This window comes from Sphingopyxis sp. (genome assembly GCF_041916015.1).
Lineage (GTDB): Bacteria > Pseudomonadota > Alphaproteobacteria > Sphingomonadales > Sphingomonadaceae > Sphingopyxis.
In genome coordinates this window covers 1-20918 of the sequence record NZ_JAYSAH010000076.1, presented here as the reverse complement: position 1 = coordinate 20918, position 20918 = coordinate 1, and the positions used below count along the sequence as shown (strand labels likewise).

Annotated in this window: 24 protein-coding genes and 2 tRNA genes; 15 read left to right on the top strand and 11 right to left on the bottom strand. The window is 66.2% G+C overall.

Annotation, left to right across the window (positions count from 1 at the left end; all coding sequences use genetic code 11):
• Window positions 1–28: 28 nt before the first annotated feature.
• From ACE3SL_RS10955 to ACE3SL_RS10925, 7 genes are all read left to right on the top strand, one after another.
• Window positions 29–526: a UPF0262 family protein gene (locus ACE3SL_RS10955; protein ID WP_374525773.1), complete on the top strand. Its 498-nt coding sequence runs from the start codon at window positions 29–31 to the stop codon at window positions 524–526.
• A gap of 2 nt (window positions 527–528) precedes the next feature.
• Window positions 529–1296 carry a glycoside hydrolase family 25 protein gene (locus tag ACE3SL_RS10950; RefSeq protein WP_374525772.1) on the top strand — a complete coding sequence of 256 codons (768 nt, stop codon included), beginning with the start codon at window positions 529–531 and terminating at the stop codon, window positions 1294–1296.
• Window positions 1293–1742, top strand: a complete 450-nt coding sequence (locus tag ACE3SL_RS10945; RefSeq protein WP_374525771.1) for a cytidine deaminase — start codon at window positions 1293–1295, stop codon at window positions 1740–1742. Before ACE3SL_RS10950 ends, ACE3SL_RS10945 begins: the two co-directional genes overlap by 4 nt.
• 192 nt (window positions 1743–1934) lie before the next feature.
• Window positions 1935–2489: a dCTP deaminase gene (gene dcd, locus ACE3SL_RS10940; RefSeq protein ID WP_374525770.1), complete on the top strand. Its 555-nt coding sequence runs from the start codon at window positions 1935–1937 to the stop codon at window positions 2487–2489.
• 72 nt (window positions 2490–2561) lie between these two features.
• Entirely contained in the window at window positions 2562–3053 is a 492-nt protein-coding gene (locus ACE3SL_RS10935) for a DoxX family protein (protein WP_374525769.1), read from the top strand.
• 70 nt (window positions 3054–3123) lie between these two features.
• Window positions 3124–4293 (top strand): trans-acting enoyl reductase family protein, encoded by a 1170-nt coding sequence (locus tag ACE3SL_RS10930; protein WP_374525768.1) that lies wholly within the window; start codon window positions 3124–3126, stop codon window positions 4291–4293.
• A 137-nt stretch (window positions 4294–4430) separates the two neighbouring features.
• Window positions 4431–5237: an acyl-CoA thioesterase gene (locus ACE3SL_RS10925; RefSeq protein ID WP_374525767.1), complete on the top strand. Its 807-nt coding sequence runs from the start codon at window positions 4431–4433 to the stop codon at window positions 5235–5237.
• Here the strand turns inward: ACE3SL_RS10925 and ACE3SL_RS10920 are convergent.
• The 4 genes from ACE3SL_RS10920 to ACE3SL_RS10905 form a co-directional block, all read right to left on the bottom strand.
• On the bottom strand, window positions 5228–6565 hold the full coding sequence (locus tag ACE3SL_RS10920; protein ID WP_374525766.1) for a sensor histidine kinase: 1338 nt from the start codon (window positions 6563–6565) through the stop codon (window positions 5228–5230). The genes ACE3SL_RS10925 and ACE3SL_RS10920 overlap by 10 nt on opposite strands.
• Complete coding sequence (locus ACE3SL_RS10915; RefSeq protein WP_374525765.1) at window positions 6562–7290, bottom strand: response regulator; 729 nt, start codon at window positions 7288–7290, stop codon at window positions 6562–6564. The genes ACE3SL_RS10920 and ACE3SL_RS10915 overlap by 4 nt, the downstream gene beginning before the upstream one ends.
• 136 nt (window positions 7291–7426) lie before the next feature.
• Complete coding sequence (locus tag ACE3SL_RS10910) at window positions 7427–8020, bottom strand: EF-hand domain-containing protein (protein WP_374525764.1); 594 nt, start codon at window positions 8018–8020, stop codon at window positions 7427–7429.
• Window positions 8021–8344: 324 nt separating this feature from the next.
• The gene (locus ACE3SL_RS10905) at window positions 8345–8518 is read right to left on the bottom strand and encodes a DUF1328 family protein (RefSeq protein ID WP_374525763.1); all 174 of its coding nucleotides are present in this window, start codon (window positions 8516–8518) and stop codon (window positions 8345–8347) included.
• 222 nt (window positions 8519–8740) lie between these two features.
• On the opposite strand from ACE3SL_RS10905, the gene ACE3SL_RS10900 reads away from it, so the two are divergent.
• A complete protein-coding gene (locus ACE3SL_RS10900; RefSeq protein ID WP_374525762.1) occupies window positions 8741–9988 on the top strand; it encodes an alpha/beta fold hydrolase in 1248 nt (415 codons plus the stop codon).
• Between the two features lie 12 nt (window positions 9989–10000).
• On the opposite strand, the gene ACE3SL_RS10895 is transcribed toward ACE3SL_RS10900, so the two are convergent.
• Window positions 10001–10074, bottom strand: a tRNA-Gly gene (locus ACE3SL_RS10895).
• An 88-nt stretch (window positions 10075–10162) separates the two neighbouring features.
• Here ACE3SL_RS10895 and dinB point away from each other — a divergent pair.
• A complete protein-coding gene (gene dinB / locus ACE3SL_RS10890; RefSeq protein ID WP_374525761.1) occupies window positions 10163–11290 on the top strand; it encodes a DNA polymerase IV in 1128 nt (375 codons plus the stop codon).
• Here dinB and ACE3SL_RS10885 read toward each other — a convergent pair.
• Window positions 11287–12879 (bottom strand): peptide chain release factor 3, encoded by a 1593-nt coding sequence (locus ACE3SL_RS10885; RefSeq protein WP_374525760.1) that lies wholly within the window; start codon window positions 12877–12879, stop codon window positions 11287–11289. The two genes, dinB and ACE3SL_RS10885, sit on opposite strands and share 4 nt — an antisense overlap.
• 77 nt (window positions 12880–12956) lie before the next feature.
• On the opposite strand from ACE3SL_RS10885, the gene ACE3SL_RS10880 reads away from it, so the two are divergent.
• Window positions 12957–13598, top strand: a complete 642-nt coding sequence (locus ACE3SL_RS10880; protein WP_374525759.1) for a hypothetical protein — start codon at window positions 12957–12959, stop codon at window positions 13596–13598.
• Between the two features lie 382 nt (window positions 13599–13980).
• Entirely contained in the window at window positions 13981–14784 is an 804-nt protein-coding gene (locus tag ACE3SL_RS10875) for an enoyl-CoA hydratase-related protein (RefSeq protein ID WP_374525758.1), read from the top strand.
• 165 nt (window positions 14785–14949) lie between these two features.
• Here the strand turns inward: ACE3SL_RS10875 and ACE3SL_RS10870 are convergent, their stop codons facing one another.
• The 3 genes from ACE3SL_RS10870 to ACE3SL_RS10860 are packed head-to-tail and all read right to left on the bottom strand — an operon-like array spanning window position 14950 to window position 16851.
• Window positions 14950–15552, bottom strand: coding sequence for an HD domain-containing protein (locus tag ACE3SL_RS10870; RefSeq protein ID WP_374525757.1), 603 nt, complete (start codon window positions 15550–15552; stop codon window positions 14950–14952).
• Window positions 15553–15584: 32 nt separating this feature from the next.
• Window positions 15585–16301, bottom strand: a complete 717-nt coding sequence (locus tag ACE3SL_RS10865) for a hypothetical protein (RefSeq protein WP_374525756.1) — start codon at window positions 16299–16301, stop codon at window positions 15585–15587.
• On the bottom strand, window positions 16285–16851 hold the full coding sequence (locus ACE3SL_RS10860; RefSeq protein ID WP_374525755.1) for a hypothetical protein: 567 nt from the start codon (window positions 16849–16851) through the stop codon (window positions 16285–16287). Before ACE3SL_RS10860 ends, ACE3SL_RS10865 begins: the two co-directional genes overlap by 17 nt.
• A 150-nt stretch (window positions 16852–17001) precedes the next feature.
• Here ACE3SL_RS10860 and ACE3SL_RS10855 point away from each other — a divergent pair, with 150 nt between their 5' ends.
• Window positions 17002–17448, top strand: a complete 447-nt coding sequence (locus ACE3SL_RS10855) for an Rrf2 family transcriptional regulator (RefSeq protein ID WP_374525754.1) — start codon at window positions 17002–17004, stop codon at window positions 17446–17448.
• Window positions 17449–17500: 52 nt separating this feature from the next.
• On the opposite strand, the gene ACE3SL_RS10850 is transcribed toward ACE3SL_RS10855, so the two are convergent.
• Both ACE3SL_RS10850 and ACE3SL_RS10845 read right to left on the bottom strand, forming a co-directional pair.
• Window positions 17501–17576, bottom strand: a tRNA-Ala gene (locus tag ACE3SL_RS10850).
• A gap of 145 nt (window positions 17577–17721) precedes the next feature.
• Window positions 17722–18045 (bottom strand): FYDLN acid domain-containing protein, encoded by a 324-nt coding sequence (locus tag ACE3SL_RS10845; protein ID WP_374525753.1) that lies wholly within the window; start codon window positions 18043–18045, stop codon window positions 17722–17724.
• Between the two features lie 125 nt (window positions 18046–18170).
• Here ACE3SL_RS10845 and aroA point away from each other — a divergent pair, with 125 nt between their 5' ends.
• From aroA to ACE3SL_RS10830, 3 genes are all read left to right on the top strand, one after another.
• The gene (gene aroA / locus ACE3SL_RS10840) at window positions 18171–19499 is read left to right on the top strand and encodes a 3-phosphoshikimate 1-carboxyvinyltransferase (protein WP_374525752.1); all 1329 of its coding nucleotides are present in this window, start codon (window positions 18171–18173) and stop codon (window positions 19497–19499) included.
• Window positions 19496–20125, top strand: coding sequence for a d(CMP) kinase (locus ACE3SL_RS10835; protein ID WP_374525751.1), 630 nt, complete (start codon window positions 19496–19498; stop codon window positions 20123–20125). Before aroA ends, ACE3SL_RS10835 begins: the two co-directional genes overlap by 4 nt.
• 542 nt (window positions 20126–20667) lie before the next feature.
• Window positions 20668–20918: S1 RNA-binding domain-containing protein (locus tag ACE3SL_RS10830; RefSeq protein WP_374525750.1), on the top strand; the 251-nt coding region annotated here is incomplete at its 3' end.

Below are 20918 nucleotides of genomic sequence, written 5' to 3'. Positions count from 1 at the left end.
CCGTGCGACCAGTAGAAGCACGAACAACATGTCCGACGCCGATCCCTCCCAGCAACGCATCATTTCGATCGACCTCGACGAGGGTTCGATCATCTGGCGCAATCCCGATGTCGAGCAGGAACGGCGGGTCGCGATCTTCGACATTCTCGAAGACAATAAGTTCGTGCCGCAGCGCGGGCATCCCGATGGCTATGCCGGCCCCTACCGCCTGCGGCTGCGCGTCGAGGACGGGCGGCTGATCTTCGAGATCAGCCGCGAGGATCATTCGCCGCTCGAGGCGATCATCCTCGGGCTCGGGCGTTTCCGGCGCCCGATCCGCGATTATTTCGCGATCTGCGACAGCTATTATCAGGCGATCAAGACCGCGACCGCGCAGCAGATCGAGACCGTCGATATGGCGCGCCGCGGCCTCCATAATGAAGCGGCCGAAATGCTGATGGACCGGCTCGACGGCAAGATCGCGGTCGATTTCGACACCGCGCGGCGGCTGTTCACGCTCATCTGCGTGCTCCACATCAAGGGCTGACGATGGCGACGGGGGCGAAAAGCAGGGGCAAGACGGCAAGGCCCGCCGCTCGGAGCGCGCGCGACTGGCGCGGCGCGATCGCGCGCTTCCTGCGCCGCGCCGGCGGCGGTCTTGCGCTGTTGCTGCTGCTCTTGGGGTTGGCGCTCTGGTGGGCGGCACGCTGGACCCCCGACCGCAGCCTCTTCCCGCTTCAGGGCGTGACGATCGACGCTGGCAACGGCGCCGTCCATTGGGGTTCGATCAAGGCCGCGGGCGCCGACTTCGCTTATGTCGCGGCGACCGACGGCAGCGCCGGGCTCGACCCGATGTTCGCGCGCAACTTCGCCGGCGCGCGCGAAGTCGGGGTGCAGGTCGGCGCGATCCATCGCTACAGCCTCTGCCAGCTCGCGACCGATCAGGCAGCGAACTTCATCCGCCACGTGCCGCGCCGCGCCGACGCGCTGCCCGCGGTCGTCTGGCTCGACTATGACGACCGCTGCCCCGACCGGCCGACGCGCGCGCTGCTTCTGTCGGAGCTCGCGACCTTTCTGGCGCAGATCGAGGCGCACACCGGCAAGCGCAGCCTGATCGCCCCCGGCCCCGCGTTCGAGGCCGATTACAAAGTGACGCAGGGCATCGCGCGCACGACCTGGCTGCGCCGCGATTTCTTCGAGCCCGATTATGGCGCGCACCCCTGGGCGATGTGGCAGGCCAATGACTATGTGCGGCTGTCCGGCGCCGACGGCACCGTCGGCTGGAACGTCGTCCGAGCGCAAGGAGATACGCCATGAGCGACACCCGCGACGCCCTGATCGCCGCCGCGCGCGATGCCGCGAGCCGCGCCTATGCGCCCTACTCGGGCTTTCACGTCGGCGCCGCGCTGCTGCTCAGGAACGGCGATGTCGTGACCGGCGCCAATGTCGAAAATGCAAGCTACGGCCTCACCCTCTGCGCCGAGACTGCGGCAGTCGCGAAGATCGCCAACGAAGGCTGGATCGGCGAGCTCGCCGAGGTCGCGATCGTCGGCGGGCGCCCCGAAGGCGAAGCGCTGATCGGCAGCGATCCGGTCAACCCGTGCGGACGCTGCCGCCAGATACTGAACGAGGCGGCCGAACGATCGAAGGTCGATGTGCTGGTGCATTGCGCATCGGGTGACGGCTCGACCGTCGCGACCTACAGGCTCAGCGAATTGCTGCCGGCCGCCTTCGGGCCGAAGGATCTGGGGATGATTGACTGAAACAAGGGCTATTTTCTCTCGTCATGCTGAACTCGTTTCAGCATCCATGGCCTGTCATCTCGTTTGACGCTGCGCTTTGAGAGAGGATCGGCCATGGACCCTGAAACAAGTTCAGGGTGACGATCGGTTGGATATCCTCGTGCGAGACACTGACCGCTTGCGCGAAGCGCGGCTCCCCGACAAGACAGCCGCATGAGCATTCTTTCCGACAAATGGATTCGCGAAGCCGCCCGAACGCAGGGCATGATCGAGCCCTTCGTGGAAGCGCAGCGCCGCGACGGCTGCATCAGCTACGGCCTCTCTTCCTACGGCTATGACGCGCGCGTCGCGCCCGAATTCAAGATCTTCACCAATGTCGACAGCGCCGTCGTCGACCCCAAGGACTTCGCCTCGAACAGCTTCGTCGATCGCGAAACCGACGTCTGCATCATCCCTCCGAACAGCTTCGCGCTCGCCCGCACGGTCGAATATTTCAGGATTCCCCGCGACGTGCTCGTCATCTGTCTCGGCAAATCGACCTATGCGCGCTGCGGGATCATCGTGAACGTCACCCCGCTCGAGCCGGGTTGGGAAGGGCATGTGACGCTCGAATTTTCCAATACCACTCCCCTGCCCGCGAAAATCTATGCCAACGAGGGCGCGTGCCAGTTCCTCTTCCTGCAGGGCAATGAGCCGTGCGAGACAAGCTACGCCGACCGCGCGGGCAAATATATGGGGCAAAAGGGCGTCACGCTGCCCAAGCTCTGAGCCACGGAACCGCTTCCCCCCTTCGCGCGTCCTTTCCGTACAAGCGGACGGGGCCGTGCTGGAGGATGCCTTATGTCGATGATCGCCGTCTTCATCGGCCGCCTGTTCATCGCCCTGATCTTTGTCGTGTCGGGGATCAACAAGCTGATCCACGTGACCGACACCGGCGCGATGATGTCCGCCGCCGGGGTCCCCGGCTGGCTTGCAATCCCGACCGGACTGTTCGAACTGATCGCGGGCGCCTGCATCGCGCTCGGCATCTATGCGCGGCTCTTCTCGCTGCTCCTCGCGGGGTTCGTGCTGCTCACGATCCTTTTCTTCCACCGCGACTTTACCGACCCGGCGCAAGCCATGATGGCGATGAAGAATCTCGCCATCGCGGGCGGTCTTCTGTGCCTCTTCGGCTATGGCAACACGCGCTGGAGCTATGACGCGCTGCGCCGTAAACGCCGCGACGAGATCGATGCGCACAACGCCGAACTTCGCGCCGCGCGCGCCGAGGGTCGCGCCGAAGCCGCCGGCGCTCCCATCGTCGTCGAAAAGCGCCCATGGTGGCGCTTCTGACGCTTCGCGCTTGGCATTGCGCTTCGCCTGCGCTAGCCTTCACTTAACGTTTACGTAAAGGGAGGGTTTTATGGCGTCCCGCGATCTCGACATCGTCATCTATGGTGCAACCGGCTTTACCGGCCGCCTCGTCGCCGAATATTTCGCGCATCATTACAAGGGCCGCAAGGATGCGCCCAAATGGGCGATGGCGGGGCGCAGCCTCGCCAAGCTCGCCGAGGTGCGCGACCTGATCGGCGCCGACGAGGAAACCCCGCTGATCGTCGCCGACGCGAGCGATCCGGCGAGCCTCGACAAGATGGCGGCGAGTACGAAGGTCGTGCTGACCACCGTCGGCCCGTATCAGCTTTACGGCAACGAACTCGTCGCCGCCTGCGTCCGCGCGGGCACCGCCTACGCCGACCTTTGCGGCGAGCCCGGCTGGATGCGCGAGATGATCGACGAGCATGAAGCCGCCGCCAAGGCCTCGGGCGCGCGGATCACCTTCTCGTGCGGTTTCGACTCGATCCCCTTCGACCTCGGCGTCCATTTCCTGCAGGCCGAGGCGATCAGGCGCCACGGCAAGCCCGCGCCGCGGGTCAAGGGCCGCGTTCGCAAGATGCAGGGCGGCGCATCGGGCGGCACGATCGCGAGCCTGACCGAAACGCTGAAGGCGATCGCGAAGCAGCCGTCGCTCGCGCTGCTGCTCAAGTCGAGCTTCGCGCTCACGCCCGGCTTCGAGGGACCGTCGCAGCCGACCGGCCTCGTCCCCGAATATGATGCCGCGACCGGCACATGGACCGCGCCCTTCGTGATGGCGCCGATCAACACCAAGAATGTCCACCGCACCAATTATCTGCTCGGTCATAAGTGGGGCGAGGAACTCGTCTATGACGAGATGGTGATGACGACGATCGGCGATGCGGGCAAGGCGATGGCCGAGGCGATGGCGAAAGCGAACCCCTTCGGCGACTCCAGGCTGCAGCCCGGCGAGGGACCAAGCAAGGAGGAACGCGAGAACGGCTTCTACGACATCCTCTTCATCGGCGAATACCCCGACGGCTCGACCATTCGCGCCTCGGTGCAGGGCGACCGCGATCCCGGCTATGGTTCAACGTCGAAGATGCTGGCCGAAACGGGCATGGCGCTGCTCGAGACCAAGGGCGACGGCGGCGTCTGGACGCCGGGAGCCCTGCTCGGCGATGCGCTGATTGAGCGCTTGACCGCAAACGCGGGACTGACCTTCCAGATCGAAGAGTAGATATTTGAGTCGTCAGTGCGAGCGAAGCGAGGCAATCCAGAGCGGGTTACGCATACTCTGGATTGCTTCGCTTCGCTCGCAATGACGATGCGGCCTCGTTCCGCCTGTGTTGGGCGGAGCCAACGAATGGACAACGGATGACGGAAACGACGACGATCAGCCCCCTAGACACCCTCCTCGACACCCTCCGCATCGACGGCGATACCGCGACCGCGCATATCGACGAAGGATGGATGCAGGGGCGCACCGCCTATGGCGGGATCAGCTCGGCGGTCGCGCTGGCGGGCACGATGCGGCTTCACCCGACCGAAACGCCGCTGCGCTATGCCCAGATCAGCTTCGTCGGCCCGGTCGGCGGCGACTGCACCGTGAACACCCGCGTGCTCCGCCAGTCGAAATCGAGCCTGTTCGTCGACGCCGGCGTATCGAGCGATCAGGGCTTCGGCACCGCCGCGGTCTTCGCCTTTTCGGGCGACCGTGCGAGCCATCTCGACCACAACCGGCTGACGATGCCCGACGTGCCCGCGCCCGAAACGCTGCAGCCGGTGCCCGAACACAAGGTACGCCCGACCTTCACCAGACATTTCGACATGCGGCCGGTGAACGGCCCGCGCTTCGCGTGGAAGAGCGACAGCGGCGAATATCTGACGTGGGTCCGCTTCGCCGAGCAGCCTGCCTGTCACCCGGCAATCGCGCTGCTTGCGCTCGGCGATGCGCTGCCGCCCGCGGCGATGGCACTGTTCACCGAATTCGGCCCGATCAGCTCGATGAACTGGACCGTCAACATGCTGACCGGCGCCCCCGCGACCGAAGACGGCTGGTGGCTGCTCTCGGCCAAGACCGGCTATGCACGCGGCGGCTTTTCGGTGCAGGACATGATGCTGTGGAACCGCGCGGGCGAGCCCGTGCTGAGCGGCAGCCAGGGGATCGCGATCTACGCCTGAACGGGCAATGCGATCACCGCGTCGAGCCCGCCGCCCGCACGGCTTGCCAGCACCAGCGTGCCGCCCTCCCCCTCTGCAATCTCGCGCGCGATCGACAGGCCGAGGCCGGCGCCGCCGGTTGCCCGGTTGCGCGATTGCTCGCCGCGCGCGAAGGGCTCGACCAGCGCGGCGATCTGCTCCGCGCTGAGACCGGGGCCGTCGTCGGACACGATGATCCGCGCCTTGCGCCCCTCGACCGCGACCGACAGGCGTGCGCGCAAACCATAGGCAACGGCGTTGTCGATCAAATTGCGCAGCGCGCGCCGAAGCAGCATCGGCCGCGCCGATACGGCGGCGTCATCGACCGCCGCGAGGCTCACATCCTTGCCCTGCTCGCGATAGTCGGCGGCCAGCTCGGTCACGAGCGCACCGAGGCCGATCCGCTCGGGCACCTCGGTCCCAGCCCCCGACCGTGCGAGCGCCAATATGTCGGCGAGCATCGCGGTCATTTCCTCGATCGAGGCGATCATCTTGTCGCGCAGCCGGTCGTCCTCGACCCCCTCGACGCGGACGCGGAGGCTGGCAAGCGGCGTGCGAAGATCGTGCCCGACCGCGCCGAGCATCCGGTCCTTGTCCGACAGCATCGCCGCGATGCGCGCACGGTAGGCGTTGAAGGCGGCGATCAGGTCGCGAACGTCCGACGGCCCTTCCTCCTCGAGCGGCGCGGCGTCGCGCAGCGCGGGATTGGCGCGCGCGGCGCGCGTCAGGTCGCGGAGCGGCGCCGCGGCGCGCCATGCGATGATCATGATCGGGATGAGCAGCAGCAGATAAAGCGACAGCGTCTGCCAGATGAGAAAGCCCTGCAGGCGGTTGCCGCCGCTCGCAATGCGCGTTCGCACCGCGAAATAGCGGTCGCCGATCTTCGCGCTGACGGCGACCGACCGCGGCAAGCCGGGCCGCTGCACACGCTGGCGCTGCGGGAGAACCCAGGCATCGACGCTGGCGGCCCGAACGTCGGCCTCGACAAGCAGCCCCGCGACATAATTTGCAAGGTCGGGCATCGGCACCGCGCCCGGCGGCAAGGGCGGCGGCCGGTCGGAGATGATCAGCCTCTGCGGACGGTCGCGGGCGTCCCTCTCGTCCGGAGGCCGGCGAAAATCGCCGCGCCGGTCGCGTTCGACCGCGTCGATGATCCGCCCCACGGCCATGCCGCCGCCGTGCGCGAGCGTCTGCTGCCTGAGCCCGCGCGACAGCAGCACGAAATTCACCGCCTGCGCGACGAACAGCATCACCGCGACCGCAAAGACGAGCTGGCCGACGAGGCTGCGGGGCCAGAGGCGCAGTTTCACGCCGCGGGCCCCATGCGCCTGACCTCGCACGCCAGCGTATAGCCGCCGCCCCACACGGTCTTGACGATCTGCGGATGCGCAGGGTCGTCCTCGATCTTCTTGCGCAGGCGGCTGACCAGATTGTCGATCGCGCGGTCGAAGATGTCGGCCTCACGCCCGCGCACCAGATCGAGCAGCCGGTCACGGCTCATCACCTGGCGCGGATGGCGGAGCAGCGCCTGCAGCAGATGATATTCGCCCGACGACAGCGCGACCTCGGTGCCGTCCTCATCGACCAGCACTCGCTCGACCTCGCGGAGCACCCAGCGGCCGAAGGCATAGCTCGTCCCGCTGCTGTCGAGCGAGCGCCCGCCCGCCTGCGTCCGGCGCAGCACGGTGCGGATGCGCGCAACCAGCTCGCGCGGGTTGAAGGGTTTGACGACATAATCGTCGGCGCCGATCTCCAGCCCGATGATCCGTTCGGTATCCTCGGCACGCGCGGTCAGCAGGATGACCGGGATGCTGCTCGTCTCGCGCAAATGGCGGGTCAGCGACAGGCCGTCCTCGCCGGGCATCATGATGTCGCTGACGACCAGATCGACCGATTGCGCGCGCAGCACCGACCGCGCCTCGGCGGCATTCGCCGCATCGGTCACGGCGAAGCCCTGCGCTTCCAGATATTCCGAAAGCGGTTCGCGGATCGAAGGCTCGTCGTCGATCAGCAGGATGCGCGGCGTATCGGTCATCGTTCGTCCATCAGACATATAGTTCGCCCACCGATCGCATGGGATCGGTGGGCGATAGCTGGCAGGGACGGCACGCAAAGGCAATGCCAGGGAGGGGGAGATGGGCTGCTCGTTACAGGCCGCCCCTGCCAAATGCTTATTCGCCGGTCGGCGCCGCTGGCTGGGCACCGCGCTTCGCGCGCCATTCGCCGGCCTTCGCCTTCCACGCCTCACGCTGCGCCGTGCGTTCTGCGGCGGTCACCTGACCATCCTTGTTCGCGTCGGCGGCATCGAAGCGCGCAAGCGCCGCGGTCTGGAATTCGGCGAGGCTGATCGCCTTGTCGCCGTCGGTGTCGGCGCGGCCCATCATCATGCCGCCATGGCCGCCGCGGCCGCCGTGGTGACCGCGCATGCCGCGCTTGCCGTCACCCGCATCGGCGCGCTTTTCACCGCGCTTCGCGGCGCGATCGGCGCTGTGCTGGTCCCATTCGGCCTTGCTGATGCTGCCGTCCTTGTTCGCGTCGAGACGGTCGAACATCTTGGCCTGCATCTCGGCGTGCCGCGCGGCGCGATCGCTCGCATCGAGCTTGCCGTCCTTGTTCGCATCCATTTTCGCGAATCGTTCGGCGGCATGCGCCTGCGCCTCGGCGCGGGTCTGCGTGGCGTTGCGGTCGGCAGAGCCGGGCGCTGCAAGCACGGGGACGGCGATCAGCGCCGCACCCAGGGTCAGAAATATGAGCTTCTTCTTCACGTAACGAACTCCTCGTCAGGGGACAGCGAAGTGTCCCGATGAGGGTGGTTCTAGGCACGATTTGTCCCATGCCGTTGCCGGATGGACGAAAAATTGTCGCAAAATGTCGCAAAAACGCCGCGTCGTTCATATTGACGCAAGCGAAACGCCGGTTGGTGGGCCGGAAAAAAGTAAGCCCCGTCGCATTTCTGCGGCGGGGCTCCCTGGCTTCCGTCCGAAGACAGGAAGCAAATTCTACCTTCTCTTTCGATCGAGTAGACCAATGAAACGCCGGCGCCGGCCAAAGGTTCCCGCGAATCGCGAAAATCTTTTGCCGGCCTGCGACTATACGACCTTGCGGCCCGCCGCGGCGCCGAGCACCAGGAACAGCACCACGAGCGCCAGCCCCACGAAGAACAGAATCTTGGCGATACCCGCTGCCGCACCGGCAACGCCGCCGAAACCCAGAACCGCTGCAAGCAAGGCGATCACGGCAAAGATCAGAGCCCATTTGAACATTCGATTTCTCCTTCCTCGACAGACGCGCGGCGCCATCCCGCCGGAGCGCGGACACGCTTTCCGGCAGAAAGGGCGATCTCCGATCGCGCCGCATTTTTCCGCATATTGAACACGCTGGTTAAACGGGCCGGCCCGATGAAAGTTCCGGTTGGACAATCGGCACGCTACGCCTGACGATCATGCCGGCGCGGGCCGGAGTCGGCGCACGATCGGGAGGAAGCCATGGTCACGCAGCCGTTTCATTTCGCGGGCGCCTCAGGCAAGCGCCTGTCGGGACGGATGGAAATGCCCGGCGGCCGCGTCCGCGGCTGGGCGATCTTCGCGCATTGCTTCACCTGCGGAAAGGACAATCGCGCCGCGGTCCGCATCGCGCGCCTGCTTGCGCGACAGGGGATTGGAGTGCTCCGCTTCGATTTCGCTGGGCTCGGCGACAGCGAGGGCGATTTCGCCGACAGCGGTTTTTCGGTCGATGTCCAGGACCTGCAAGCGGCGGCGCGCGCGATGGCCGATGACGGCAAGACGCCGTCGCTGCTGATCGGGCATAGCCTCGGCGGCGCGGCGGCGATCGCGGCGGCGACCGGCCTGCCGGAGATTCGCGCGGTCGCCACGATCAACGCACCCTTCGACGTCGCGCACACGCTCCACCAGTTCGATCCCGCCGCGCTCGCCGTCATCGATGCCGAGGGCGCCGCCGATGTCTTGCTGGGCGGGCGGCGCTTCCGCGTCGGGCGCGGGCTGATCGACGACTTGCGGCAACAGGATCAGGGCGCGCGCATCGCGGCGCTGCGCCGCCCGCTGCTCGTCATGCACGCCCCGCGCGACGACACCGTCGGGATCGAGAATGCGACCAAAATCTATGTCGCGGCGCGCCATCCCAAAAGCTTCCTGTCGCTCGACGACGCCGATCATCTGCTCAGCCGACCGCAGGATGCCGAACGCGTCGGATCGATGATCGCCGCCTGGGCGGCGCCCTATCTGGTCGCCCCGGCGGACACCCCTGCCCCGACGGTCGATGCCGAAGCCGAGGAAACGCGCGAGGGCAAATTCCAGGTCGCGATCAGCTCGGGCGACCATGTCTTCCTCGCCGACGAGCCCGCAAGCGTCGGCGGCCTCGGATCGGGGCCGAGCCCCTTCGACCTGCTCTCCGCCGCCCTCGCCGCCTGCACGACGATGACGCTGCGCCTCTATGCCGACGGCAAGGCGCTGCCGGTCACGCGGATCCGCACTGCGGTCGGCCATGATAAGCAGGTCGGCGATCCCATCCCCGACCTTTTCAACATCCGCGTCGCGATCGAAGGCGCGCTCGATCCTGAGCAGCGGGCACGGATGATGGAGATCGCCGAACGCTGCCCCGTTCACCGCACGCTCGAACGCGGATCGCGCTTCACCACGACCGAAGGCGACCCACCCGCCCCCTGCGAGCCGCCCGAGGCGCACAGCGAGGCGATGGAGAAGGCCGCCGACATTTGATGGGGGAAGGTCTGGAGCGGGTAGCGGGAATCGAACCCGCCTAGCTAGCTTGGAAGGCTAGAGCATTACCACTATGCTATACCCGCATATCCAAGGCTGGCGCGATTGCCATCTTGGTCGCGCGCCGTCAAGCGCGCCGTTGAGAACATGTTGGCAACCCGCTATGTTGCCACCGTGGAAGATGGCGAAGACCCCGACGACAGCCCGCCAGCCGCGGATGCTCCAGTCCGGAAGATCATCCATGTCGACATGGACGCCTTCTACGCCTCGGTCGAGCAGCGCGACAATCCGGCCCTGCGCGGCAGGCCCGTCGCGGTCGGCGGATCGTCGCGGCGTGGGGTCGTCGCCGCCGCCTCCTATGAAGCGCGCAAGTTCGGCGTCCGCTCGGCGATGCCCAGCATCACCGCGAAGCGCCAGTGCCCCGACCTCATTTTCGTGCCGCCGCGCTTCGAGGCCTATCGCGACATTTCGCACCAGATCCGCGCGATCTTCCGCGACTATGCCGACGAGGTCGAGCCGCTGTCGCTCGACGAAGCCTATCTCGACGTCAGCCGCGACAAGGCGGGGCTCGGCAGCGCGACCGCGACCGCGAAGCTGATCCGCAGGCGCATCCGCGAGGAAACGGGGCTCACCGCCTCGGCGGGCGTTTCCTACAACAAGTTCATCGCCAAGCTGGGGTCGGACCAGAACAAGCCCGACGGGATCACCATCATCCCGCCCGGCAAGGGCGCCGCCTTCGTCCAGACGCTGTCGATTCGCCGTTTTCACGGCATCGGCCCGGTCACCGCGGCGAAGATGGAAGGGCTCGGCGTCTTTTCGGGCGCCGATCTCGCAGCAAAGGAGATGGCGTGGCTCTCCGGGCACTTCGGCAACAGCGCGGAGTGGCTCCATAATCTGGCGCGCGGGATCGACCATCGACGCGTCCGGTCGAACCGGCCGCTCAAGTCGCTCGGCGGCGAGCGCACCTTCTTCAACGACCTGATCGCCGATACCGAGATCCGCGAGGCGCTCGCGCATGTCTGCACCGTCGTCTGGGATCGCGCGGCGAAGAAGGGCGCTCGCGGTCGCACCGTGACGCTCAAGCTGCGCTACGCCGATTTCCGGACGATCACGCGGGCCAAGTCGGTGCCGTTCGCGATTCCCGACGGGGCGGGCCTGCTCGCGGTGGGCGAAGCGATCCTCGCGCCACTGCTGCCGGTCGAACAGGGCATCAGATTGCTCGGCGTGACGCTGAGCAAGTTCGAGGGGGAAGAAGATAGCGGGGAAGCGGCGGGGCCGGTGGACCTCCTCAGCCTGATCTAGTCGGCCGTCGCGAACCGCCGCTCCTTGGTCGCGGTGAAGCGGATCGCGGGATGGCGCTGGGTCACATAGCCGACTTCCCACGCATCCTTCGCCATGAACACCGGCGCGCCGTCGCGGTCGGATGCGCTCGCGCCGCGGTGGTCGGCCTGGAACGCCTTCAGCGCCGCGGGATCGTCGCTCGCGATCCAGCGCGCGGTGTCCCAGGGTGAGGCTTCGAGCTTCGCCTCGACCTTATACTCGGCCTCGAGCCGGCTGATCAGCACCTCAAGCTGCAACTGGCCGACGACGCCGACGATCATGTTCGCCCCGATTTCGGGATAGAAGACCTGGATGATCCCCTCCTCCGCCATGTCGTCGAGCGCTTTGCGAAGCTGCTTGGTCTTGGTCGGATCGACCAGCGCGACGCGGCGCAGGATTTCGGGCGCGAAGTTCGGCAGGCCGGTGATCGTGATGTCGGTGCGCTCGGACAGCGTATCGCCGACGCGCAAGGTGCCGTGGTTCGGAATGCCGATGATGTCGCCGGGATAGGCCTCCTCGGCCATTTCGCGGTCCTGCGCAAGGAACAGCATCGGGCGGCTGATCGCGATCGCCTTCCCCGTCCCGCCCTGTGTCAGCCGCATCCCGCGCTCGAACTTGCCCGAGCAGAGGCGCATGAAGGCGATGCGGTCGCGGTGCGCCGGGTTCATATTCGCCTGCACCTTGAAGACGAAGCCGGTGACAGCCGCGTCATCGGGCTGAACCGGCGCGGGTTCGGCGGGCTGCGCGCCCGGCCCCGGCGCATGGCTCGCGAGCGCATTCAGCAGATCAACAACGCCAAATTCCTTCAGCGCCGATCCGAAATAGACCGGGGTCAGGTCGCCGTTGCGGTAGGCCGCAGCGTCAAACGGCGCGTAGCAGGCCGACGCCAGCTCGGTCTCTTCCTTAAGGTGCGCGAGCGCGTCGGCACTGAGCTGAGCGGCGAGCGCCGCATCATCGAGCCCCCCGACGCCGACGCGATCACCTTCATACATGCGCGAGGCATCACCGCCGGGCTTCATAATCGCGGGATCGACAAGGTCATAGATGCCCTCGAACTGCCCGCCCATCCCGGCCGGCCAGTTCATCGGGCAGACGTCGAGCGCGAGGCGGTCGGCGACCTCGTCGAGCAGTTCGAACGGCGGCAGACCTTCGCGGTCGACCTTGTTGACGAAGGTGATGATCGGCACCGAACGCAGGCGGCAGACCTCGAACAGCTTCAGCGTCTGCGGCTCGATACCCTTGGCGGCGTCGATCACCATCACCGCGCTGTCGACCGCGGTGAGCGTGCGATAGGTATCCTCGCTGAAATCCTCGTGGCCCGGCGTGTCGAGCAGGTTGAAGACAAGGCCCGCATGCTCGAAGGTCATCACCGACGAGGTGACCGAGATGCCGCGCTGCTGCTCGATCTTCATCCAGTCGGACCGCGCGCGCCGCGCCTGACCGCGTGCCTTGACCTCGCCCGCCATATGGATCGCGCCGCCCGCGACGAGCAGCTTTTCGGTCAGCGTCGTCTTGCCCGCGTCAGGGTGCGAGATGATGGCGAAGGTGCGGCGGTCGGGATGCTTGGACATGGCGCGGGCGCCTAGCAGGTGGCGGCTCAAGTGGAAAGGGGCTGGCATCGGCGGCGCGGCGGACGCATGATCGAAGGATGCGGACCTTCCTTCTCATCCCCTTCGCCCTCGCCGCCTCCCCCGCCGCTGCGCAGAATTCGCCCCTCGTCGGCGAATATCGCATCGCCGAGGGCCTCGATGTCGGCGGCGGGCTGCTGATCGGCAGGGATGGCCGCTTCCAATATATGCTCGCCGCGGGCGCGCTCGACGAACGCGCCGAGGGGCGCTGGGAAGCACGCGGCGAGAGCGTCTGCCTGACCACCCAGCCCAAGCCGGTGCCACCCACCATGTCGAAAGGCACCCCCGGCGAAATCGACGGCGCGGTCCCCACCATCGTCGTCACCTGGGCGAACGGCGGGACGGTCGCGGGCGTCGATTTCACCATCGGCTTCGACAGCGGCGCGCCGATCGAAAGCTATACCCAATATGACGGCTGGACGATGCCCGAGGACGACCCGCGCGTGCCGCGCTGGGTCGAGGTGCGCGAGCCGATCTACGGCATCACCGCACCGCGCTTCGACCTGACCGAGGCCGACGGCGGCAAGCTGCACGTGATCATCGAGCCGAACGACATCGGCGTCGTCGATTTCGAGGGGGCGTGTCTGGAAAAGGCCGGGCGCGGCGTGGTCCTGCACCGTGCCGAGGGCGATATGCGGTTCGTGCGGGCTGACGGGGAATAGCGTTGGCTCGACCGCTTTGGGGTGGGTAGCAGACGCTCCCCTTTCTTTACTTCGTCATCCCCGCGAAAGCGGGGACCCAGAGCGTCCGTCCGCTTACCCATCCCTGGGTTCCCGCTTTCGCGGGAATGACGAAGGGAGAGAGTGCGGCAACTCTCCGCTCGCTTCCAGACCTTCGTCATTCCGGACTCGATCCGGAATCCACGCGTCCAGCGCCGCGGAAATGGCCCCCGGATCAAATCCGGCGTGACGATGAAGAATTGGCCGCCTTCGCTCGAAAGCGAACGCCGCGCCTCATCCACCCTGCCCCCTTGCGCTTGACCTCCAAATGCGCCAATCTTTACGTAAACGTAAAGGTAAAGCACCCGCGAGAGGATTCTTCCCCATGACCGACACCCCCAGCTTCGACACGATCAGGTTCGAGGTCGCCGACACTGTCGCGACGATCACGCTCAACCGCCCGGAGCGGCTCAATTCGATGCCGCCGGCGATGGCCGACGACATCCGCGCCGCGCTCGATTACCTGCCGGTGCTGGGCGCCCGCGCGCTGCTGATCACGGGCGAGGGCCGCGGTTTCTGTTCAGGGGCGGACCTTGCAGGCGACCGCAGCGGCTCGGCCGTCGGCGGCGGCGCGAACAGCCGCAAGGCGCTGCGCAACCATTATAATCCGATGCTCCTCGCGCTCGCCAATCTCGACATCCCGGTGGTCGTCGCGGTGAACGGCCCCGCCGCGGGCGTCGGGTGCAGCTTCGGCCTGTCGGGCGACTTCACCATCGCGGGCAAGAGCGCCTATTTTCTCCAGGCCTTCGTCAACATCGGCCTCGTCCCCGACGGCGGCTCGTCGTGGATACTGCCGCGCCTGATCGGCCTGCCGCGCGCGGCGCAGATGATGATGCTCGGCGAAAAGATCGGCGCCGAGCAGGCCGCCGACTGGGGCCTGATCTATAAATGCGTCGAGGATGCCGAACTGATGAGCGAGGCAAAAGCGCTCGCCGCCCGTCTTGCCAACGGCCCGACCGTTGCGCTCGGCACGATGCGCAAGGTGCTGCGCGAAGGCCTGTCGCAGAGCTATGCCGACACGCTCGATGCCGAAGCGCGGGGCCAGTTCATCGCGGGCAACAGCGCCGACGCGATGGAAGGCATATTGGCCTTCCAGCAAAAGCGCAAAACCGAATTCAAGGGGAAATAGGCCCGCCCCCAACCCCGAACCCGTTCGTGCTGAACCTGTCGAAGCACCGTTCTTCTCTTTGACGCCGCCAGAGGAAAGAACGACCCCCTTCGACTGCCTTGCAGGCGCTCAGGACAGGCTTCGACAGGCTCAGGGCGAACGGAATTGGGGTAGGTTTTTGAGGCCCTACTCCGCCGCTTCCTCGATCATCACCTTCTTGTAGATGCTCGTGCGCGGATAGGAGCAGAGGCGCATCACCATCGGCTCGAAGAATTCGAGCGGCTCGCTCTTGTAATCGGGGTCGAACGCCGGCGCGTCATATTTCTCGCAGAATTCGGCGCAGGCCGCATAGTAAGGATGATCGCGGAACTGGTCGCGCATGTCGCGGTCGAGGCCGAGATAGTGGAAGAAATAATGGCCCTGGAAGATGCCGTGATGCTGCACGATCCAGAGATTCTCTTCTGACAGGAACGGCTTCAGGATTGCCGCCGCGACGTCGGGATGGTTGAACGCCCCCAGCGTGTCGCCGATGTCGTGGAGCAGCGCCATCACGACATATTCCTCGTCGCGCCCGTCGCGGTGCGCGCGTGTCGCGGTCTGCAGGCAATGTTCGAGCCGGTCGACCGGAAAGCCGCCATAATCGCCCCCGAGCAGCTTCAGATGATCGAGGATGCGCTTGCCGTTACCCGGTGCGAACTCCTTCTGCTCGCGCGCGATGATGTCCCAGTCTTCCTGCGTTCCGTCGATCATCGACCGGAATGTCGCATGGTCATGCGTCATGTCGTTCATGGCAGCCTCTCCTTGTCGGCTACCAGCCTATCCTATTCGTTGTTATTTGCAACGTTATAGGTCTTGACCTCCGCCTGCGTCAGGCAGCGGCGCGTCGACTTGTCCTCGGCATTGGCGAGCGCCTTTTGCTGGTACATCACCTCGGTCAGCAGCTTGCGCGACACCCCCATGCGGATGAGGAAATCATTGTCTTCGCTCGCGAGCAGCGCGGCGTCCTGTTCGATGTCGCCGATCAGCTCCTTGGTCGCGTCGGTCCCCATCGCGACGCTCATGTCGATCGCGTTGCGGTCGCCGGTGCGGGTGAACATGTGGACGATGAACAGCCCGCCGGGATCGATCACGCGCGGCTGGCCGCCCATGAAGACGAAATTGCACGCGCTGAAGCAGGCCCAGCCTGCGGGGATGCGCGTGACGAGACCGAAGTTCGAGCGGATGATCCGCCCCGCGGCATTGCCCGCGCGCGCGTCGCCGCCCGGCGAGCGCAGCCAGATCTCGCTGACGTCGGGATTGGCGGCAAGCGCAGCCTTCAGCCGGTCGGGAAGCCCCGCATCGATCCGCCCCTCGGCCAGCAGCACTTTCGCCCCGCCCTTCTGGACCGGGGTGAGCTGCATCGTCGCGTTCGCCGACCAGTCGGGGTTCAGCGGGCAGGTCGGGTTCGCGGGGTCCATCTTGACCTTCGCCGCGCCGGTCAGGCTGGCGAGTGCCGCGGCCGCCAGCAACAGGCGACCGAACTTATGCGGCGAGAGCATAGCGCGCTTCGCCCGGCCGCTTGCACATCTTCTTGCTGACGCGCGTTTCCTCGCCCTCGACGATCACGATGTCGGTGACGTTCATGCAGCTCGTGCCGTCGGCGAGCTTGTTCTTCGACGCGACGGTCGACGATCCACTGACATTCTCGCGCGTTTCGCTCGTCCAGTTCGCGGTCGCGCCCACTTGTTCGCCGCGCGTGATCTCCTCGGTCGCCTTGGCGGCCTGCACCTGTTCGGCCGGATCGAGGCGGCAGGCGATCGCATCGGTCAGCGTACCGCTGACCTCCGAGATGGGCACATAGCTGTAGACGCCGGCCTTGCTCGCGGCGTCACCGACCGCGTCGCGGATCACCCCGCCCAAAATGCCGCGCCCGACGCTGCTGCCCTTCTTGCCCTTCGGGCAACCGCCACTGCCCTCGTCGCCGCTCGGGCTCGGGGCCGGAGTCGGCGAGGCAACTTTGCGGAATATGCTGCCGAACTGCGCTTCGGCGGGCGTTACCGCCAGCAGGCACGCCGCGAGAACCGCCGGGGCACTCCATAAAATACGCATATCGATCAAATCCTCATCGCGCCCGTTCACGGGCTACAACGCGACCCATTGGCATCGTTTCATGCCATCGGCTGTGATTTTCATCAACAGCGCAAGATTTGTCATCCAGACAGGTTGAATTAAGGCTGAATATGTCACACTAACCTTGCCATGCTTTCGCAGAAGACCCGCTATACGATCCGCGCCTTTCAGCATCTTGCCGACCATTGGGGCAAGGGGCAGGTGCAGCTTGCGGATATTGCCGAGGCGCAGAATATTCCGCCCAAGTTCCTGACCGTGATCCTGTCCGAAATGGCGCGCGAGGGGCTGCTCATTTCGCAGCGCGGGCGCGACGGCGGCTATCAGCTGGCTTTGCCCCCGATCGACATCAGCTATGGCGACCTCGTCCGGCTGACGCGCGGCTCGCTCGCGCTCGTCCCGTGCGCGGCGCGCAACGCGCACGAGCAGTGCAAGAATTGCCTGCCCGAGGCCGAATGCCGGATGCGCAGCCTGATGCTCAAGGTCCGCGATGATACCGCCTCCATCCTCGACCGCATCAGCCTGGCCGACCCGATCAAGATGGAACCCTTGTTCGAAAAGGAGGAAGCCGCCGAATAGGCGGCCCGCGACGCAAAAAAAGGCCCGCTTTCGCGGGCCTTTTTTGTTGAAATGGTGGAGCCTAGCGGGATCGAACCGCTGACCTCTACAATGCCATTGTAGCGCTCTCCCAGCTGAGCTAAGGCCCCGTGCCATTTCAAGCGGCCGCCCCTGACCAATGTCCTTGGCTGCTGCGACCGGGACGCCGCCTTTACCAGCGCGCGCCCTATATGCAAGGGGCCAAATGCATCCAGCGATGCTTTTTTGGCCCCCCGTAACCCGAGAGCCGGAAAATCAGCCCTCTTCGTCCTCGTCGTCGCCGGTCGCGACGCCCAGATCGTCGTCGCCGCCCAGGTCGACGTCGTTGTCGGGCGAATCGCTGTCCTCATCGACATCGACGTCCAGATCCAGATCCTCATCGACGCCTTCTTCCTTCGGCGTCTTGCCGGGCTTCTCGGCTTCCTCGAACGGCATCGGCTGCTTCGATTTCAGCACCGATTCCGGCAGCCAGGCATAGCCGCAGTTGATGCAGGTGATCGGATCATCCTTGGTCAGATCATAGAATCGCGTCGCGCATTTCGCGCAGCTACGCTTCGCGCCCCATTCAGCTTTAATCATATAAGCCTCGTAATCCTTTGGAAACAGGATAAAAATATCGGAAGAGCGACGGTATCTGAATAGCTATCCGTCAAATCGGCGTGCGCCTTGCCAGATTGCAAGGCCGCTGTCAAAAGCCGCACGCCATGACCGATCGAACCGCCACGCCGCGCAGCTTTTCCGCTTCCGCTCCGCTCCAAGGTAGGATCGCGATTCCCGGCGACAAGAGCATCTCGCACCGATCGCTGATGCTGTCGGCGCTCGCGGTCGGCGAAAGCCGGGTGACAGGCCTGCTCGAAGGGCATGACGTGCTGGCAACGGCGTCCGCGATGCGTGCGATGGGCGCGGTGATCGAGCGCCGCGACGACGGCGAATGGCGCATCCACGGTGTTGGGGTCGGCGGGCTGCTCCAGCCGCGCGAAGCGCTCGACATGGGCAACAGCGGCACCTCGACACGGCTGCTGATGGGGCTCGTCGCGAGCCATCCGATCACCACGACCTTCATCGGCGACGCCAGCCTGTCGGGCCGCCCGATGGGGCGCGTCATCGACCCCCTGTCGCAGATGGGCGCCGACGTCAGCGCCTCGCCCGGCGGCCGGTTGCCGCTGATGGTGCGCGGTCTCGCCCCCGCCATCCCCCTTTCCTACCGCCTGCCGATGGCCTCGGCGCAGGTGAAGAGCGCGGTGCTGCTCGCGGGGCTTAATACGCCGGGGATCACCGAGGTGATCGAGCCGGTGCCGACCCGCGACCATAGCGAGCGGATGCTGCGCGGCTTCGGCGCCGACCTGACCGTCGAGACCGACGCCGGCGGCACGCGCCATATCCGCCTGCGCGGCGAGGCCGAATTGAAGCCGCAGACGATCGTCGTGCCCGGCGACCCCTCGTCGGCCGCCTTCTTCATTGTCGCGGCGCTGGTCGTGCCCGGATCGGACGTCCTCATCGCGAATGTCGGGCTCAATCCCACGCGCGCAGGGCTCGTCGAGGTGCTGACGGCGATGGGCGGCGACATCGAACTGCAAGACGCCCGCGAGGTCGGCGGTGAACCCGTCGCCGACCTCCGCGTCCGCCACAGCATGCTCAAAGGCATTGAGGTCGATCCCGCGGTCGCGCCGAGCATGATCGACGAATATCCGATCCTCTTCGTCGCCGCGGCGCTCGCCGAGGGCCGCACCGTGACGACCGGGCTCGACGAGCTGCGCGTCAAGGAAAGCGACCGCCTCGCGGTCATGGCGGCGGGTCTCGCGGCGATCGGCGTGCGGGTCGAAGAGAGCGAGGACGGCCTTATCATCGACGGTAGCGGCGGCGACCCGCTGCCGGGCGGCGCGACGATCGCGGGCCACCTCGATCATCGCATCTGCATGAGCTTCGCTATCGCCGGGCTCGTCAGCAAGGCGCCGGTGACGATCGACGACATGGCGCCGGTCGCGACGAGCTTCCCCAATTTCGAGGCGCTGCTCGGCGCGTTGCAGCCATGATCATCGCCGTCGATGGGCCGACCGCATCGGGCAAGGGCACGATCGCGCGCGCGCTCGCGGCGCATTTCGGACTGCCCGTGCTCGACACCGGACTGCTCTATCGCGCGGTCGGCTACCAGACGCAGTTGGGGCACGGCGACCCCGATAATGCCACCGACGCGCTCGCGGCGTGCGATTTTCCGGACAGCCTGCTCGATGATCCGGCGCTGCGCTACGAAAGCACGGGCAGCCTCGCGAGCCGCGCATCGATCCATCCCGCCGTCCGCAAGGCGCTGTTCCAGCGGCAAGTCGATTTCGCGAACCAGCCCGGCGGCGCGGTGCTCGACGGGCGCGACATCGGCACGGTGATCGCGCCGCACGCCGACGCCAAGCTGTTCGTCACCGCCTCGCCCGAGGAACGCGCGCGGCGCCGCCACGCCGAGATGCTGGGGCGCGGAGTCGATGTCACCTATGATGCCGTGCTCGCCGACATCCACGCCCGCGACGCGCGCGACACCGGCCGCACCGCCGCGCCGCTGATGCGCGCCGACGACGCGCTGCTGCTCGACAATACGGCGCTGGCCCCGGATGCGGCGATCACGGCTGCGATCGCCTTCGTCGAGGGCAAGATTCCGAAGCGCGGCTGAAGGAAGATGTTCGCGTAGAGGCGCGGAGATCGCAGAGAATTCTGGTTCACGCGGAGACGCGGAGGCGCGGAGAGATGGCGCCTGCCGCGAAGCGGCTTTCTCTTGCCGCGGTATCTGCGATCACGAGGGGCCGAGGTGTGAGGAGGCCTATCGGCCCGAGCCATAATCTCCGCGCCTCCGCGTCTCCGCGTGAATCCTGTTCCCTTTCCCTATGCGATCTCTGCGCGAATCCCATCCGCCCCGTCGTCAAAAGGCATCGCCCGTGAACACGGCCTTTTCTCTTGCCGAAAGCCCCTTCCCCGCCTATATGCGCGCCGTCCGACGGGTGTTTTGCCGGTCGAGGCACGGGTGAACCGCCGCTCCCCATCGGAGCGTCGGGCGTGATGGGGTGGCCTCATCGCGCCCTTTTTGCTTTGCCCGTGGCTCGTCTTTAAAGCGCCCCGACGATGTCCCGTTCCGCATTCGGCGGGCAGGACGGTTCGGCCACAAGACCAGCGGACCCAACCGCTTGGCCGGAAACAAATGAAGTAAGGAAACCATCTATGGCCTCTACGGCTTTTCCGACGCGCGACGATTTCGCCGCGATGCTCGATGAATCGCTGGGCGGCGCCGACGGCGGCTTTGAAGGCCGTGTCGTCAAGGGCACCGTGACCGCGATCGAAAACGACCTGGCAGTGATCGACATCGGCCTGAAGAGCGAAGGCCGCGTGGCGCTTCGCGAATTCGCGATGCCCGGCCAGAAGGCCGACCTCAAGGTCGGCGACGAAGTCGAAGTCTATGTCGACCGCGTCGA